Below are 16,891 nucleotides of genomic sequence, written 5' to 3'. Positions count from 1 at the left end.
GCCGCGGCTCGGTCGTGAAACCCAGCCGCGGCCGACCATCGTGCATGGAGTTCACGGCACTGCGAGCGGAACCGCCGCGTGAGGCGCTGTGCCGGGCCTCCGAGTCGGATACCGACGGTATCCGAACGATCGTGCTCGCGCAAATCAGGGCAGCGCCCCGCAGTTGGACGGTGCGGGCTGGTCGGCGAGCCGGTCGGTCATCCACTGCTGCGAGGCGCCCAGTGACGGGAAGAACGTCAGTACGTGGGTGACCCGCAACCCGGTGATGACGCTGGGCAGCTCGGCATTCGCGTTCAGCATCACCGGCGCGCCCCCGCCGCACCATCCGGCGGCCAGTTCGTGGACGGGCACGTACGGCGCGCCCTCGTCGAACTGGTTCGAGGCGATGAGGACGGGCACCGCGGGGGTGAGCGTGCCGACCCGCTGGTCGTTGAACGCCGCCTTCAACACCGGGGATCGATCGATCACCACGTTGAGCGGTTCCCCGCTGGTGGTCCACTGCGAGGTGTTCGGGAATTGCTGGGCAAGTCCGAGCGGCACGGCGCACTTGTCCAGCGATTCGCGCAGGATCGCCTTGCCGGTGTCGTTGAGTTCGGCGTCGAGCACCGGCTGGGTCTCGGGATAATTGGCGGCGATGCCGTTGAGAATCCACGCGAAGGCCGGTCCGAGTGCGGCCCGCCCGTCGTTGAAGGCGATGAAGTATTCGTCGTCCACGACCGGCCCGCCGACGTAGGCGCCCCGCACGTTGAGATCGGGGGCGTAGCTCGGCTGCAGTTCGGCCGCGCCCGCGGAGGCCATACCGCCCTGGGAGTATCCGTACAGGATGACGGGCGAGCCGGGATTGAGGCTGGTGCCCGGCAATTGCAGCGCCGCGCGCGCGGAGTCGAGCAGCGCGTAGGCCTGGGATTTACGGTTGAGATAGTCGTGCACATCCGGTGTGCCCAGACCGTGGTAATCGGTCACCATCACGGCCATGCCGCGGGCCAGCAGTGTGTACAGCGCCAGCACGTCGTATTCGACGATCACGTCGAATGGCGGCTGGTATTGAATGAATTGCGCCAGCAGTTTCGACGGCGCGCACTGATCGCCTTGCCCCTTCGTGCCGACCGCGTAGGCGACCAGCGGCCGGGGGCCGGGGCCGGTCCACGGCTGGGACGGTTCCAGATATGTCCCGGTCACCGCCGTGCGCGCACCGTGGGTATCGCTGCTGGTGTACATGATGCGCGTCGACGTCGCGGGAATCTGCCCGGGCTGCCCGGGGACCGAGATCGCCAGCCGCGACCCTTCGGTGCGGATGATGGAGCCCGGCGCCCCCGCCGGTGCCGGGGGCGGAATGTAGAAAGCGTCGTCGGCCACGGTTTCCGCAGCCGGTTCCGTCCATGCGTGTGGGGCTGCGACCGCCCCACCCCCGGCCACGAGGAGGGTTCCCGTCAAAGCTGTGGCCAGTCTGAGTATTCGGCTCCTCACGATGCGATCCTTCCTGCGATTGGGATACCCCTGGCATCTAGAATCGGATACTGAGAGTATCTGTAAGGGGTGGAGATTGTCCGGGAATAGCGGTGAGTGTCGGCCGCAGGCGGGGGCAGGGCGTTCGCGGCCGACGCGAGCGCAGAGCCAGGCGCGGACCAGAGCCGTTTTGATCGCGACCGCCAAGCGGCTTTTTCTCGAGGACGGTTATCAGGCCACGACCTTGGACAAGGTCGCGAAAGTCGCCGGTTTCACCAAAGGCGCGGTGTATTCGAACTTCCGCACCAAAGACGACTTGTGTCTGGCGGTGCTCGACGAAATTCACGGTGAGCGAGCCGCGGAGGTCGCCGCGATCGTCGCCGCGCCGACGGCCGCGCAGCGGCTGAAACGGATGACGGAATGGGCCGAGCGGGTGATCGGCGAGCCCAACTGGACGCAGTTGGAATTGGAGTTCGGCGTGCACGCGCGGCGCGACGAGCACCTGCGTGCCGAGTTGGCGAAGCGGCTCGACGGCATCGTGGGCATGGTCGCAGCCGCCCTGCGTGCCACGGACGATGTGGACACCCCGATGCCACAGGCCGAAGCCGCTGTCGCCGTGCTGGCCCTCGGTGTGGGGCTGGGCCTGTTCCGGTCGATCGATCCCGGCATCCCGGTCACGGGAATGATCTCCGCGCTGCGCGCTATCGCGGGGTTGTCCCCGGACGCCTGACCGGGCGGCGGCGCGTCGGTCTTGCGGTCCCGCCGCGGCGCGCTAATATAACCTGAAACTTATAAAGGAGGATGTCATGGTGCTGCTCACCGATCCCGCCGCCATCGCCGGTCTCGTGACTCGCGAAGTCCGCACCGGATCGCGCGACGGGGTCCCCACCCGGATCGCCGTCGCGCGCCGGGGCTACCCGACCGATCGCGCGGACCTGTGGCACGCGCTCACCGATGCCGAGCGGATTCCGCGCTGGTTCCTGCCGATCAGCGGCGATCTGCGGGTCGGCGGCCGCTATCAGCTGGAAGGCAACGCCAACGGTGTCGTCGAACAGTGCGACGCGCCGGAGCGGTTCGCGGTGACCTGGGAGATGGGACCGCAGATCTCCTGGGTGACAGTGCTGCTCACACCCACCGCGGACGGCACCGAGCTGGAGTTGCGGCACGAGGCGCCGGTCGATCCCGAGTTCTGGACGCAGTACGGTCCGGGGGCGGTGGGCGTCGGTTGGGATCTGGCCCTGATGGGTCTCGGGCTGCACGTGTCCAGCGGAGACGCGGTGGACACGGCCGAGGGGCTCGCCTTCCCGACCACGCCGGAGGGGCTGACGTTCGTCCGGACGGCGGCTCTGGGCTGGGCGGAGGCAGCCGCCGGTGACGGCGACGACCCCGCCGAGGCGAACGCGGCGGCGCAGCGGACCATCGACTTCTATACGGTCACCCCCGAGGACGGCTCTCCGGCCTGATGGATCCGTCCCCGGCGAAGATCTTCGAGGCGCTCGGCGACCCGGTCCGCCGGTTCATCCTCGAACTGGTGGCCGCCGACGAGCAGCAGGCCGGCGCGCTGGTCGCCGCCGTACAACAGCGCACGCCGATCTCGCAGCCCGGCGTCTCCCAGCACCTCAAGGTGCTGCGAGACGCCGGGCTGGTGCGGGTTCGCGCCGAGGGCACGCGACGGATCTATGCCCTCGATCCGGCAGGCGTCGATGCCGCGAGGGCCTGGCTGACCGCGTTGGCGGACCCGCTGCGCCAGTTCGCGCAACCGCTCGACGCCCTCGCGACGGAGGTCGCCCGAGGCCAACGAGCGCGCCGCGGGTCCGGCCGAACCGGCGACGCGGATTCCGGCAGGCGAGCACGCCACGCGTGAGTGGCGGGCGCACCCGAAATGCTCAGCAGCGGCCGAAGACGACGGCTGCGTTGTGGCCGCCGAATCCGTAGGAGTTGTTCAGCGCGTACTCGATGTTCTGGGTGCGTGCGCTGCCGTGGACGATGTCGAGGTCGATCTCGGGATCCTGGTTGTCGAGGTTGAGGGTGGGCGGCACCACCCCGTCGCGCACGCTGAGCACGGTGAGGGCGGCTTCGACCGCGCCGACCGCGCCGACGGAATGCCCCAGCGCGGATTTGGGCGCGTAGACCGAGGGATGGTCGCCTACCGCCGCGCGGATCCCTCTTGCTTCGGCCAGGTCGCCGAACGAGGTGGATGTCGCGTGGGCGTTGACGTGGTCGATGTCCTTACCGCTCACGCCCGCCGTTTCCAGCGCACGGCGCATCGCCCGGATGTTGCCCGCACCATCCGGATGCGGCAGAACCATGTGATGACCGTCAGCGGTCAGGCCCGCGCCCATCAGCCGTGCCAGTGGTGTCGCGCCGCGGGCGCGGGCGTGGTCTTCGGATTCGAGTACGAACAGCGCGGCGGCTTCGCCGAAGACGAACCCGTCGCGATCCCGGTCGAACGGACGCGACGCGCGCTCCGGCTCATCGATGCGTGTGCTCAATGCCCGCATCATCGCGAATCCGGCCACCGCCAGCGGGTTGATGCGGCCTTCCACCCCGCCCGCCACCACCATGTCGGCCTCGCCCAAGATGATCGAGCGCCACGCGTGCACCAGCGCCTCGCATCCCGACGCGCACGCCGAGACCGGCGTGACCACGCTGGCACGCGCGCCGAGTTCCAACCCGACCACCGCGGCGGGACCGTTCGGCATGACCATCGGCACCGCGAAGGGCGACACCTTGCGGTAACCCGCTTCGCGTAGTTGATCGTTCGACTCGATCAGCGTGTCGGCGCCGCCGAGGCCGGTGCCGATGCAGACGCCGAGCCGGTCGGGATCGACCTCAGGACGGCCTGCGGTGTCCCAGATCCGGTTACCCATGACGTAGGCGACCTGCTGGATGTAGGACATGCGCCGCTTCTGGAGGCGATCGAGTTCCTCGGTGGGATCGAGTTCGAACTGACCGGCGATGTCGACCGGAACCCGGAAACGCTCGAACTCGGGGTCCTTGACCTTGGCGATCCCGGTCTCCCCGGCGAGCAGTCCTTTCCATGTCGCGTCGGTGTCGGCGCCGACCGCGGTCGACATCTCGACAGCGGTCACGACCACGCTGCGCAACCCTCCGTTGCTGGTGGAGAAGTTCGTGAAATCGGACATCGAACTCCTTCTTTCGGTTTGTCGGCTCGGCTGCTTCGGGATCACCGTGGCCATTCCCGATGAAGTTGTCCTGGACGCGGTGATACCGATCGATGTGTTCGGATCCGACCCCAACTACCGGCTCGAGGTGTGCGCGGTCTCGCCGACGGCGCCGACGTCGGTTCCAGAGTTGTCGTTGTGACGGTGGCCGGCCAAGGCTCTATGTCATGCGCAGACTGTGGTGATGCCCGGCTATGTGTCCTACGAAACACTGCCGCCGTGGACCGGTGCTCCGATCGCGTCGCAAGGCCGACCACCGCGGGGCGAGAGAGCGGGGCGGGGTGGGTGGTCTCGGCCCGAACGGCGGAATCGCTGCGCGGCTCTCTTGTCCGGTTCGGGTGTTCATCAGCGCAGCCAGGGCCGCGGAGCCGGTCCGGTCGGTGATCGCCCGAGCGAGCCGCCACAAAACTGCCGCTGAGCCTTCCGCGAGTGCGGCGAGCATGAACGCGGCGAACTCGGCGATGCAGGCGCGGTCGAGTCCGCCGAGTTCCACGTGACGAAGAACGCGGGCAGAAGATGCCGCTGAGCAGTTGCGCGCCGTTGCCGACGGCCGCGCAGCCGCCAGGGGAAGACGACGCCGAACAGGAACGCGCCGAAGATCATGGCCGATGTCGATCGGCCGACACGGGCGCGCTGCTCCGTAAATCCGTGTTTCACAGAAGTTTTGGTTCATAGTTGGTGCTCCGGCCCCCATGGCGAAGGAGATCTCGATGCCTACCGCGAATTTCGGTACGAAGGACGATCCCGGTTTCGAGCTGGCACAGAGCCCCGATCTGATCGTGGTGCGCACGCGCAGCGGACGCGGGATCCGGCGGCAATCGGGGTCGGTGCGCACGCCGCTGGGCGCCGAACTCGACGACGCGACACTGGTGCAGGCCTACCCGGAGGCGGGGGTGGAGGTCTACCGGCTGCCCGCGGGTTCGAGGTCGGTGCAGCAGCGCAAGCCGGTGCTCGACGCCGCGCCGGAGGTGCGGTTCGCCGGACACGTCCTGGTGGATCCCGGTACCGGGGAGCCGGTGCTCTATACGGAGAACATCTTCGTGAAGTTCGTCGACCGCGTCGATCACGAACATTGCCTCGCCGTGCTGGGCGCGGCGAATCTGACTGTGAACCAGAAGCTTTCGTACGCCACCAACGCCTATTTCACGGCGGCGCCCGAGGGCACCGGGCAGCAGGTGTTCGACATCGCCAACTCGCTGCTGAATCGCGACGACATCGAGTACTGCCATCCCGAACTGATCCGCAGCAGCGCCAAGAAGACCATCTTTCCCCAGCAGTGGCATCTGAAGAAGACCACCATCGGCGGTGTCACGATCGACGCGCATGCCGCAGTGGAAGCCGCCCACGCCATCACCCGCGGAGCCGGGGTGACGATCGCGATCATCGATGACGGCGTCGACATCGACCATCCCGAATTCGCCGGCGCGGCGAAGATCGTCGCCCCGCGCGATGTCACGGCGAAGACCGGTGATCCGCGCCCGAAGGACACCTTCGGCACCGGACCCGACAACGGTGACAATCACGGCACCGCGTGCGCGGGCGTGGCGTGCGCCAACGGCACCGCCGGGGCGTCCGGAGTGGCGCCGGAAGCCGCTCTGATGCCGATCCGGCTCGCCTCAGGGCTCGGTTCGCAGGCCGAGGCGGACGCTTTCGTGTGGGCAGCCGATCACGGCGCGGACGTCATCTCGTGCAGTTGGGGTCCGGCAGACGGCGCCTGGTTCCAGCCTGGCGATCCGGTGCACAACCGGGTCGTGGCGCTGCCCGCGAGCACCAGATTGGCGATCGAGCACGCCGTCGCCAGCGGCCGCGGCGGCAAGGGCTGCGTGGTGGTGTTCGCGGCGGGCAACGGCAACGAGTCCGTCGACAACGACGGCTACGCGAGTTTCGCCGAGGTCATCGCCGTCGCGGCCTGCAACGACACCGGTAAGCGCAGTGTGTACAGCGATTTCGGGAAAGCGGTCTGGTGCGCGTTCCCCAGCAGCGACATCGGGCACCGCCCCTTCGGGCATCCCGACCCGCTGACGCCTGGGATCTGGACGGTGGATCGGCACGGCGCGGCCGGCTACAACCGCGGCACGACGGCGTCGGGCGATGCGGCGGGCGACTACACCAACGACTTCGGCGGCACGTCCAGCGCCTGCCCGGGCGTGGCCGGGACAGTAGCACTGATGCTGTCGGTGAATCCGGACCTGACCTGCAGCGAGGTGAAGGACCTGCTGAAAGACGCCTGCGACCGGATCGATCCGCAGGACGGCGGCTACGGGGCCGACGGGCACAGCGACAAGTACGGGTACGGCAGGATCAACGCTCTCGCCGCCGTGCGGGCGGCGCGGCCTGCGGCGGCAGAGTCCGCTGCCGGCGCGGTGCTCGCCGGGGGAGGGGACTGAGGCGATGACGGACGGTGCCCAGCTGATCGTGGTGGACGCCGCGAACGTCATCGGGTCACGACCCGACGGATGGTGGCGCGACCGCTCCGGCGCCGCTCGGCGTTTGCTCGAACGGCTGACCGGGCTGGCGGAGCGGCTGGCCGAACGCACCGAGGTGATCGTGGTGCTCGAGGGAGCGGCGAAGGCCGCGGTCGATGCGGAGAATCCGGATGCGGGCTGCCTGCGGGTGGTGCGGGCGGACGGTTCGGGGGACGACGCCATCGTCGATGTGGTGGCTGCGGCTCGCGCACAGGACGGCGGCCGTCCGATCACGGTGGTGACGGCCGACCGAGGACTGCGGGAACGTGTCGCGGCTTTCGGTGCGCAGGTGGTCGGTCCGCGCCGGCTGCTCGACCGCCTCGACTCGTGAGTCGATATCGCCTTGGTGACGCCCGGCGTTTCACCCATCCGTCCAGTCCGTTTTGCTGCAGTCTGAGCGGTATGACCGCCTCCGACGTCGTGGGGATGCCGTTGCTCTACCTGGTCGAGATCTCCGAGCCAGGTTACTTCAACCGGCCGTGGTGGAAGATCGCCAGCACCGGCGAGCCGAGTCAGGTTCGCGCGGCGCTCGCCGAACTGGCCGTCCGGGTCGAGCGGGACGTTCAGCGCGCCGGCGGCGCCGGTCGGTGCTGGTACCGCTACGACGTGCGGTGGTCCGACGGCGCGGTGCTCGAATGTTTCCAGGGCGCGATCAGATCGCTCCTGATTCCCGGCGAGTTGCGCTGCCTGGCCGTCGCGCTGACCTCGGCGACGACCGTCGGTTTGCGCTCTGCCGAGCGTCCGCCGTACTGAACGGCACCCGTGACGCGCGGAAAGCCCCGAGAAGGCTTCGGGGCTCTCCGCGTATCGGCGGCTCAGTCGAGCAGAGCCGGCTGTTTGGCGGCGTTCGCCTCCTTGCCCTCCGCGCGAGCCTCGGCCTGCATCGGGTCGAGTGTGGGGTCGATGTCGATGGTGCGGCGTAGCGGGCGGTTGGGCAGCAGTGCGGTCGCGATGAGCGCGACGATCGTCGCGCCGGCGGCGATGAGGAAGATGCGGCCGGTGGCGTCGCCGTAGGAGGCGCGCACGATGGTGGCGATGGGTGTGGGTAGGGCGTCCAGGTTGAGGTTGCTGCCTCCGGAGGATTTGGGGTGGATGCCGAGTTGGGCGAAGCCTTGGGCGGATAGTTCGCTGACTCGGGTGGCCAGTACGGAGCCGAGGACCGACACGCCGATGGCGCCGCCGAAGGTGCGGAAGAACGCGACGCTGCTGGAGGCGGCGCCGATGTTGTGCACGCTGACGGTGTTCTGTACGGCGAGGACGAGGTTTTGCATCATCATGCCGACGCCGAGGCCGACGATGGTGATGTAGGCGGCGACCAGCCATAGGTTGGTGGCGTGGTCGATGGTGGACAGCAGCGCGAATCCGGCTACCAGCAGCGCGGCGCCGGAGACGACGAAGCTTTTCCATTTGCCGCGGCGGGTGATCAGTTGGCCGGAGCCGACCGAGGCGATCAGCATGCCCGCGACCAGGGGGATGGTGAGCACACCCGCGATGGTCGGGGAGTAGCCGCGTGCGGTTTGGAAGTATTGGCCGAGGAAGGTGGTAGCGCCGAACATGCCGATGCCGACGGCGATGGAGGCGAGGATCGCCAGGCCGGTGGTGCGTTCGGTGACGATCGGCAGGGGGATGATGGGCGACTTGGCGCGGGATTCGACCCACACGGTCGCTGCCAGCAGCAGTACGCCGGCGCCGACGTAGAGCGCTGATTCCCGCGACATCCACGCGTAGTATCCGGCTTTTCCGGCGAAGGACACCCAGATGAGCAGTACGGAGACGCCGGCGGTCAGCAGCGCGGCGCCGAGCCAGTCGATGGACACGCCTTGTTTGCGGTCGGTGGGCAGCCGCAGGGTCCGCTGCAACAGCGCCAGGGCGATCACGGCCAGTGGTACGCAGACGAAGAAGCACCAGCGCCAGCCGAGTGGGCTGTCGACGATGACGCCGCCGAGGATGGGTCCGCCGGACATCGAGACTGCCATGACCGCGCCCATGTAGCCGGAGTAGCGGCCGCGTTCGCGGGGGGCGACGATGGAGCCGATGATCGCCACGACCAGGGCGGTCAATCCGCCCATGCCGATGCCTTGGATGACGCGGGCGGCCAGGAGTACGGGCACGGTGTGGGCGATTCCGGCGATCACCGAGCCGATGACGAAGATGACGATGGCGGATTGGACCAGCAGTTTTTTGTTGAACAGGTCGGCGAATTTGCCCCAGATGGGGGTGGAGGCGGCGTTGGCCAGCAGTGCGGTGGTGATGACCCAGGCGTAGGCGGTTTGCGATCCCTCGAGGTCGCCGATGATGGTCGGCAGTGCGGTGGCGACGATCGTGGTGCTGAGCAGCGCGGTGAACAGGGCCGCGAGCAACCCGGTCATGGCTTCCAGGACCTCACGGTGGGTCATCGCGTACGGGTCGCGTCGTGTCACCGACTCCGACTCGACTGAACTAGACATCTACTTCCTGACTCTCTTTCGAAACCGGCTGGTGCGCGTGCACCGCGCTGCTCTGCGCGTGTGCGGTCAATGCGTTCCGGAGCATCTGCACGGCGGCACAGGCTTGCTCGGCGTCGTCCTCACTCCAGTCCGTGAGGACGTCCTGCAAGCCGCGCGCCCGCGAGGCGCGGACGCGGTAGAGCAGATCGCGGCCCTCGTCGGTCACCCGGATGAGGGTGGCCCGCCCGTCGGTGGGATCGGCGTGCCTGCTGATGTAGCCCGCGCCGACGAGCTCGGTGACGTGCCTGCTCAGCGCGCTCGGGCTGATGCACAGATCCACGGCGAGGTCGACCTGCCTGCACGAACCTTTGGACTCGAGGGTGCCGAGCACCCCGATGCCGCCCGGGAGCAAGTGCCCTTCCTCCGGGTGTGCCAGCGCGACGCGGATCGCCCGGCCCATCAGATAGAGCTCCTTGATCAGGCTGTGAGCCGTATCGGATGAGACTGCCATGGCCGCTCCAGACGAGATAAGTTGCTTGCGCTATGCAACTATATGGTAATTGCTTGCGCTAAGCAACTAGTGATGGCCGGTGATGCGGCTCACAGGGGTCGGCCATGCATGGAGACGCCCCAGCAGATCGACAGCTATCTACATGGCGGCGCGGCCACCACCACCCCATGGGTGCGCCGATCCCACCCCCTGGGTTTGCTGAGTGGTCCCTGAGGTCCCTGGTCCTGCGGTTGGGTCCAGCGGACAGTAGTAGCCGAACGCCGATGCCGATCGCTACGAAGGAACCACGAGATGCAGCCGACTTTCGTTCACCACATGAGGCGACAGGTTGCCGAATACGGGGACACCAGGTCCTACACCTACCTTCGGGAAACCGGGCTCGGACTCGGCGAGGAGATCCGCACTTACCGTGAGCTGGACCGCGACGCCAGAGCGTTCGCCGCCTGGCTGGCGAGCCGCCCGGAATCGGCGGAGCCGGTCGTGCTTGTCTACCTCGACGGCATGGCGTTCCTGCGGGCCTTCCTCGGCTGTCTGTACGCCGGCGTCGTGGCCGTCCCCGCGCCCGTGCCGCATGACGCGGGCAGTAGCCGGCGAGTAGCGAGTGTGATCGCGGATTCCGGCGCCCGCTTGGTGCTCACTACCGCGCAGTTCCAGCCGATGATCGAAGCCGCTACGCCCGCGCTCGTGGTCGCGACCGACGGGCCGGCCGGTGAGCCCGACGCATGGCGCATGCCCGACATCGACACGGCGACGATCGCATTCCTGCAATACACGTCGGGATCGACCGGCACTCCGAAAGGCGTCGTCGTGACGCACGGCAATCTCATGCACAACGAGGCCGCCATCGCCGCGGGCGGAATGAACGATGCCGGGACCGGCGTCGGTTGGCTTCCGCACTTTCACGACATGGGCTTGATCGGCTTCTTGCTCGGAGCGGTGTACGCAGGCGCGAACCTGGTGTTCATGGCGCCGACCACGTTCCTCAAGCGCCCGGTGCGCTGGCTGCAAGCCATCGACGAATACCGAGCGACCTTCACCGGCGCACCGAATTTCGCCTACGACCTGATCGCGCGGCGAGTGAGCGACGAGCAGGTGGCCGAGCTGGACCTCAGCACTTTGGAGATCGCTCTCAGCGGCGCCGAACCGGTCCGCGAGCGAACCATGGCGGCGGTGCTCGAGCGGTTCGCGCCCGCAGGATGGCGGCCGACGACTTTCCGCCCCGCGTACGGTCTCGCCGAGGTGACGCTGCTCGCCAGCGCGCGGACGGTTCCGTCGGCGCCGGCCTACCTGGACGTCGGGAGCGATACGCGGCTCGTCGGCTGCGGACACGCGGCACGCGGTCTCGATATCCGCATCGTCGACCCGCACCGGCTGCGACAGCTGCCGGAGAACACTGTCGGCGAGATCTGGATACGCGGCGAGAGCGTCGCCGCCGGCTATTGGAATCGCCCGGACGAGACGCGCGAGACCTTCGACGCTCACCTGGGCGCCGAAGGACCTTTCCTGCGCACCGGTGATCTCGGTCTGCTGCGCGCGAACGAACTCTTCGTCGCAGGCCGCCTGAAGGATCTACTGATCATCAACGGCCGCAATGTCTACCCCCAGGACATCGAGGGGCTGGTGCGCGAACTGCATCCGGCATTCGCCGACAGCGCCGGCATCGCCGTGTCCGTCGACGCGGGCGGCCGGGAACGGCTTGTCGTGGTGCAGGGCGTCAAGAAGGCGCGGCGCGGCGACACGACATTCGCCGAGCTGACCGCGGCGATCAAGAACGCCGTCGCCCGCGGATTCGACGTGCCCGCGCCGAACGTGGTTCTCGTCGAGCCGCATGCCGTTCCGCGCACCACCAGCGGGAAGGTGCGGCGCGGTGCGATGCGGGATTTGTTCCTGGCAGATCGCGTCGAGCGCGTCCTGTACCGGGATCTCGAGCCGGCGCTGAGCCGATCCATGACCGCCTGACCGACCGAACGCGCATCGAGGAGCCGAAACATGTTCAGCAGCACCATTACTCGTTCCACCACGATCCAGGATTGGCTCGTGGAGCGCGTGGCGGACTACACCGAACGCGCACCCCACGAGGTGGATCCCGTCGTTCCGCTCGCCGAGCTGGGCCTCGACTCCGTCTCGGCGGTCGGCCTGTGCGGCGAGATCGAGGAGCGCTGGTCGCTCGAGGCCGACCCGACGCTGGTGTTCGAGTACCCCACCATCGCCGACATCGCCGCCTATATCGCGGCCGAATTCGCCCTCGCCGCATGACCGATATCGCCATCGTCGGCCTCGACTGCCGATTCCCCCAAGCACCAGATCCGGCCGCGCTGTGGCGGCTGCTGATCGACGGACGCGACGCGATCTCCGAGGTCCCGGCCAGTCGCTGGAACGCCGCCGACTTCCACGACCCGGCCGGCGCGCCCGGCACGATCAACACCAGCGGCGGCGGCTTCCTCGACGACGCCGACGCGTTCGACGCCGAGTTCTTCGGCATCACGCCGCGCGAAGCCGAGGCGATGGATCCGCAACAGCGATTGCTGCTGCAAGCGACCTGGCGGGCTTTCGAAGACGCCACGCTCGACCCGCGCGGCGAAGCCGGTTCGCGCACCGGGGTGTTCGTCGGCGTGATGGCCAACGAATGGGCCAACCTGCAAATGCGCGACTACGCCGCGATCACGCCGCAACACGGCTCCGGCAACGGCTACTTCATGACCGCCAACCGGCTGTCCTACCAGTTCGACCTGAAAGGACCGAGTGTCGCGGTCGACACGGCCTGCTCCTCGTCGCTGGTCGCGATCCATCTCGCTTGCGGCGCACTGGCTTCCGGCGAGTGCGACCAAGCGGTCGCCGGTGGCGTCAATCTCGTGCTCACCCCCGCCGTCGGCGTCTTCTACACCCAGGCCGGTCTCTCCGCGCCGGACGCCAGGTGCAAGCCCTTCAGCGGCAGCGCCGACGGGATCGTGCGCGGCGAGGGCGTCGCGGTGCTCGTGCTGCGGCGGCTGGCCGACGCGCAGGCGGCGGGCCTGCCGATCTACGCGGTGATCAAGGGCAGCGCGGTCAATTCCGACGGTCGCAGCAACGGCATCACGGCGCCGAACCGGTGGGCGCAGCAGCAGGTGATCGGGGAGGCGTGCGAACGCGCCGGAGTGCGGCCCGAGCAGGTGGACTTCCTCGAAGCGCACGGCACCGGGACGGTGCTCGGCGACATGATCGAGGTCAAGGCGCTCGGGCACCTGCACGGGCGCAATCGGTCGCGGCCGTGCGGCATCGGTTCCATCAAGGGCAATCTCGGCCACACCGAGGGCGCGGCGGGCGTCGCAGGCCTGATCAAGGCCGCCCTCAGCCTGTGGCACGGCGTCGTTCCGCCGTCGCGGTTCGCCGAGCAGGAGAATCCGCGACTGGGGATGAGCCAGCAGGGTCTGCGCCTGCTCACCGACCCGATGCCGCTGGCGGGTCCCGGCTACGGCGGAGTCAGCAGTTTCGGCCTCGGTGGCACGAACGCCCATGTCGTGCTGGGCAGTGCCCCTGCCGCCGAAGCCTCCGGTGCGCCCGGTGGGGGAGTGCTCACCGTGTCGGCGAACGACGAAAAAGGCCTGCGGCGCAACGCGGATCGCTTGGCCGATGCTTTGGCTGCCCTCCCGCCGGACCGGTTCGCGCAGGTCTGCTGGACGAGCAATCGGGTCAAGTCGTCCGGTCGAGCCCGGCTCGCCATCGCCGCGGCCGATCGCGACGCCGCGATCGCGCTGCTGCGCGAGGGTGCGGAAACCGGGACGGTGCGACCGATCGGCGTCGGCTGGATGTGCACCGGCCAGGGCTCGCAATTCGCGGGCATGGCCCGTGCGCTGGACGCGGCGAGCCCGCTGTTCCGGCGTGCGCTCGAACTCGTCGATCGGGCCATGGCGGCGCATCTCGGCCGCTCGGTGCGCGAGCTGCTGCTCGACGAGCACGCCGACATCGACCGCACCGACCTGGCGCAACCGGCGATCTTCGCGATGGAGTACGCCTTGGCCGATTCCCTCGCCCGCGCCGGTGTCCGTCCGGCCTGGGTGATCGGGCACAGCATCGGCGAGTTCGCGGCCGCGGCGGTGGCAGGCGTGTTCGATCTGGACGACGCCTGCCGTCTGGTCGTCGCCCGGGGCGAGCTGATGCGGCAGTTGCCGGACGGCGGTGCGATGCTCGCCGTGCGGGCGGACGCGGCCGACATCGCCGGAATGCTCGCCGGACGGACGGACATCGCGATCGCCGCCGTCAACGGCCCGAAGGAACTCGTGCTGTCCGGTGCCGCCCGGACGATCACCCGGGTGCGGGAGGCGCTCGCGGCGCGCGGAGTGGCGATCAAGCCGCTCACCGTGTCGCACGCCTTCCACAGCCCGCTGATGGAACCCATGATCGAGCGATTCGCGGCGGTCGCGCGCGAATGCACGTACCGGAAGCCGGTACTGCCGCTCTACTCGACCGTGCGCGGACGCCTGCTCGACGCGAACGAGACGATGGACGCCGCCTACTGGACCGAACACATCCGCGCCACGGTGCGCTTCGGCGAGGCGGTCGAGGCCGCGCTCGGCGCCGAGCCGAGCCATGTGATCGAGATCGGACCGCGCCGCGTTCTGGCCGCTCTGGTGAGCCGGATCCGTCCGGATCTGGCGCCGCGCTGCCTGGCGCCGAGCCCGGGCCCCGGCGCGACCGGCGGCGAACTCGCGGGCGTCGTCGCCGCGCTGTACCGCGATGGACTCGACCCCGACTGGGACGAGCTCTACGAACCCGAGCAGCGCGTCCGCCGCAGACTGCCCGGCTACGAATTTCGCACCGACCAGCGGTTCTGGGTCGAACCGTGCACCGCCCCACCGCAATCCACGCGAACCGAGGAAACCTCCATGGAGCAGTTGATCGCACACTTCCGCGAACAGAACGCCGTATTGGCGAGTCTCGTCGGCGCTCCGGCCGCCGAGCGCGCCGCGCAGCGAGCGGATGCCGGGTGGGCGGCGGAGCGGACGGTCACGCCGCAACGGACCCCGACCGGGGTGAGCGAAGCCAATCCGCCGGTCGCACCGGACGCGGTCGCGGCTGTCGTTCGCGCGGAATTCGCCAGGGTCAGCGGGTTCCCGCTGGAGCGGCTGCGCGACGGCCAATCCCTCGGCGACGACCTCGGTTTCGATTCGCTCATGCTGACCGACCTGATCGCCGCGCTGGTGCGCGAACTGCCCGCGGCGACCATCGACCCGACCCGGTTCACGCCGACGACCACCCTCGGCGACGTCATCGCTCACGTCACGGCATCCGCGGGTGCGCCCGGTCGGCCCCAGCCTCCCGTGGCCGCCGAGTCGGCATGCCCCCGGCCCACGGTGGTCGAGCCGGAGTACCGGATCTCGGATTTCGCCGAGGTCAAGTCGGTCACCGACCGGGTCGCCCGCGTCGCGGCGCTCGGCCTGTCCAACCCCTACTTCTTGATCAACGACGGCGTCACGCGGGACACCTCGGTCATCGACGGCGCACCGGTGATCAACTTCTCCAGCTACAACTACCTCGGGTTGTCCGGCCATCCCGCGGTCGTCGCCGCCGTGCAGGACGCGGTGGCGCGCTACGGCAGCTCGTGCTCGGCCAGCCGGATCCTCTCCGGCGAGAAGCCGGTGCACCGTGAACTCGAGGCCGAGCTCGCGGGGCTGCTCGGCACCGAGGACGCCATCGCGCTGGTCGGCGGCCACTCCACGAATGTCACGATCATCGGTCACCTGGCCGGACCGCAGGACCTGGTGATCCACGACAGCCTCGCGCACGACAGCATCGTGCAGGGCTGCAAGCTCTCCGGCGCGACCCGTCGTCCGTTCCCGCACAACGACCACGCCGCCCTCGACGCACTGCTCACCGAGATCCGCCACCGGTACCGGCGGGTGCTGATCCTGATCGAAGGCGTCTACAGCCAGGACGGCGACATCCCCGACCTGCCCGCGATCATCGCGGTCAAGAAGAAGCACAAGGCGCTGCTGATGATCGACGAGGCGCACAGCGTCGGCGTGCTCGGCGCGGGCGGCGGCGGGATCGGCGAACACTTCGGCGTCGATCGCGCCGATGTCGAATTGTGGTCCGGGACGATGTCGAAGGCGCTCGCCGGATGCGGCGGGTACGTCGCGGGCAGCGCCGAGCTGATCCGATTCCTGAAATACACCACGCCCGGGTTCGTCTACAGCGTCGGTATGACGCCGATGAACGCCGCCGCATCGGCCGCGGCGATCCGGCAGCTGCGATCCGACGGCGAGCCGCTGGAGCGCCTACGCCACAATTCCCGGCTGTTCCTGCGACTGGCCCGGGAAGCGGGGATCGACACCGGCGCCAGCCACGACACGCCCATCGTCCCCTGCATCGTGGGCGATTCGCTGAGGACGCTGAAGCTGTCGAACGCACTGCTGCGCCGCGGGATCAACGTCAATCCGATCCTGTACCCGGCTGTCCCGGAGGACCTGGCGCGTTTGCGGTTCTTCGTCACCGCGTGCCATACCGAAGACCAGATCCGCGACACGATCAAGATCCTCGCCGAGGAACTCGCCTTGCTCGCCGAAAGCTGACGCGCGCCCGTCGCCGGGCCGGACTCGCACGGACGGTGGCAACCGGTCCCGGTGAGCGGAACGTCTGCGTCGTGTACCGCTCCGCGCACCGGACCGCTGTAGCATCAGCCGCGGTGCCATTGCCCCGGCTCGAGTGGGTACGGGCGAGTTTCGGTGCGCCGGGCGGACGATGAGGGCGGGCACGATGTCCGCTGCCGCGGGTGCGGATTCGACCGTCGAGTGGGTCGGCGGACGACGTAGGCGTGTGACCACCAGGTGAAGGTTCCAGCGGCGATTCGGCTCCTGCCGCGCGCGACCGGTCGACTCCGAT

General features: G+C 68.8%; 14 protein-coding genes. 10 read left to right on the top strand and 4 right to left on the bottom strand.

The window, feature by feature from the left end:
* Positions 1 to 144: 144 nt before the first annotated feature.
* Positions 145 to 1,356, bottom strand: a complete 1,212-nt coding sequence (locus ACH49X_RS25200; protein ID WP_323124305.1) for a lipase family protein — start codon at positions 1,354 to 1,356, stop codon at positions 145 to 147.
* 280 nt (positions 1,357 to 1,636) lie between these two features.
* Between ACH49X_RS25200 and ACH49X_RS25195 the strand changes: the two genes are divergently transcribed.
* From ACH49X_RS25195 to ACH49X_RS25185, 3 genes are all read left to right on the top strand, one after another.
* Complete coding sequence (locus ACH49X_RS25195; RefSeq protein WP_357206391.1) at positions 1,637 to 2,176, top strand: TetR/AcrR family transcriptional regulator; 540 nt, start codon at positions 1,637 to 1,639, stop codon at positions 2,174 to 2,176.
* Positions 2,177 to 2,252: 76 nt separating this feature from the next.
* Positions 2,253 to 2,909, top strand: coding sequence for an SRPBCC family protein (locus tag ACH49X_RS25190; RefSeq protein WP_195081590.1), 657 nt, complete (start codon positions 2,253 to 2,255; stop codon positions 2,907 to 2,909).
* Positions 2,909 to 3,310 (top strand): metalloregulator ArsR/SmtB family transcription factor, encoded by a 402-nt coding sequence (locus ACH49X_RS25185; RefSeq protein WP_357206389.1) that lies wholly within the window; start codon positions 2,909 to 2,911, stop codon positions 3,308 to 3,310. Before ACH49X_RS25190 ends, ACH49X_RS25185 begins: the two co-directional genes overlap by 1 nt.
* Before the next feature lie 22 nt (positions 3,311 to 3,332).
* On the opposite strand, the gene ACH49X_RS25180 is transcribed toward ACH49X_RS25185, so the two are convergent.
* Positions 3,333 to 4,592, bottom strand: a complete 1,260-nt coding sequence (locus ACH49X_RS25180) for a KasA/KasB family beta-ketoacyl-ACP synthase (protein WP_357106234.1) — start codon at positions 4,590 to 4,592, stop codon at positions 3,333 to 3,335.
* On the opposite strand from ACH49X_RS25180, the gene ACH49X_RS25175 reads away from it, so the two are divergent.
* From ACH49X_RS25175 to ACH49X_RS25160, 4 genes are all read left to right on the top strand, one after another.
* Positions 4,579 to 4,773 (top strand): hypothetical protein, encoded by a 195-nt coding sequence (locus ACH49X_RS25175; RefSeq protein WP_357206387.1) that lies wholly within the window; start codon positions 4,579 to 4,581, stop codon positions 4,771 to 4,773. The genes ACH49X_RS25180 and ACH49X_RS25175 overlap by 14 nt on opposite strands.
* 568 nt (positions 4,774 to 5,341) lie before the next feature.
* Positions 5,342 to 7,018 carry a S8 family serine peptidase gene (locus ACH49X_RS25170; RefSeq protein ID WP_357206385.1) on the top strand — a complete coding sequence of 559 codons (1,677 nt, stop codon included), beginning with the start codon at positions 5,342 to 5,344 and terminating at the stop codon, positions 7,016 to 7,018.
* Between the two features lie 4 nt (positions 7,019 to 7,022).
* The gene (locus ACH49X_RS25165) at positions 7,023 to 7,427 is read left to right on the top strand and encodes an NYN domain-containing protein (RefSeq protein ID WP_357206383.1); all 405 of its coding nucleotides are present in this window, start codon (positions 7,023 to 7,025) and stop codon (positions 7,425 to 7,427) included.
* Between the two features lie 71 nt (positions 7,428 to 7,498).
* Positions 7,499 to 7,849 carry a hypothetical protein gene (locus tag ACH49X_RS25160; RefSeq protein ID WP_195081595.1) on the top strand — a complete coding sequence of 117 codons (351 nt, stop codon included), beginning with the start codon at positions 7,499 to 7,501 and terminating at the stop codon, positions 7,847 to 7,849.
* Between the two features lie 62 nt (positions 7,850 to 7,911).
* On the opposite strand, the gene ACH49X_RS25155 is transcribed toward ACH49X_RS25160, so the two are convergent.
* On the bottom strand, positions 7,912 to 9,543 hold the full coding sequence (locus ACH49X_RS25155) for an MDR family MFS transporter (RefSeq protein ID WP_397070996.1): 1,632 nt from the start codon (positions 9,541 to 9,543) through the stop codon (positions 7,912 to 7,914).
* Positions 9,536 to 10,033 (bottom strand): MarR family winged helix-turn-helix transcriptional regulator, encoded by a 498-nt coding sequence (locus ACH49X_RS25150; protein ID WP_195081596.1) that lies wholly within the window; start codon positions 10,031 to 10,033, stop codon positions 9,536 to 9,538. Before ACH49X_RS25150 ends, ACH49X_RS25155 begins: the two co-directional genes overlap by 8 nt.
* A 315-nt stretch (positions 10,034 to 10,348) precedes the next feature.
* On the opposite strand from ACH49X_RS25150, the gene ACH49X_RS25145 reads away from it, so the two are divergent.
* The 3 genes from ACH49X_RS25145 to ACH49X_RS25135 are packed head-to-tail and all read left to right on the top strand — an operon-like array spanning position 10,349 to position 16,581.
* Positions 10,349 to 11,992: a fatty acyl-AMP ligase gene (locus ACH49X_RS25145; RefSeq protein ID WP_323124308.1), complete on the top strand. Its 1,644-nt coding sequence runs from the start codon at positions 10,349 to 10,351 to the stop codon at positions 11,990 to 11,992.
* Positions 11,993 to 12,022: 30 nt separating this feature from the next.
* Positions 12,023 to 12,289 carry an acyl carrier protein gene (locus ACH49X_RS25140; RefSeq protein ID WP_195081598.1) on the top strand — a complete coding sequence of 89 codons (267 nt, stop codon included), beginning with the start codon at positions 12,023 to 12,025 and terminating at the stop codon, positions 12,287 to 12,289.
* On the top strand, positions 12,286 to 16,581 hold the full coding sequence (locus ACH49X_RS25135) for an aminotransferase class I/II-fold pyridoxal phosphate-dependent enzyme (RefSeq protein WP_357206380.1): 4,296 nt from the start codon (positions 12,286 to 12,288) through the stop codon (positions 16,579 to 16,581). Before ACH49X_RS25140 ends, ACH49X_RS25135 begins: the two co-directional genes overlap by 4 nt.
* Positions 16,582 to 16,891 lie beyond the last annotated feature (310 nt).

This window comes from Nocardia sp. NPDC019323 (assembly GCF_044389845.1).
Lineage (GTDB): Bacteria > Actinomycetota > Actinomycetes > Mycobacteriales > Mycobacteriaceae > Nocardia > Nocardia implantans.
The sequence above is the reverse complement of the archived record's forward strand: the minus strand, read 5'-3'. Positions and strand labels throughout refer to the sequence as shown.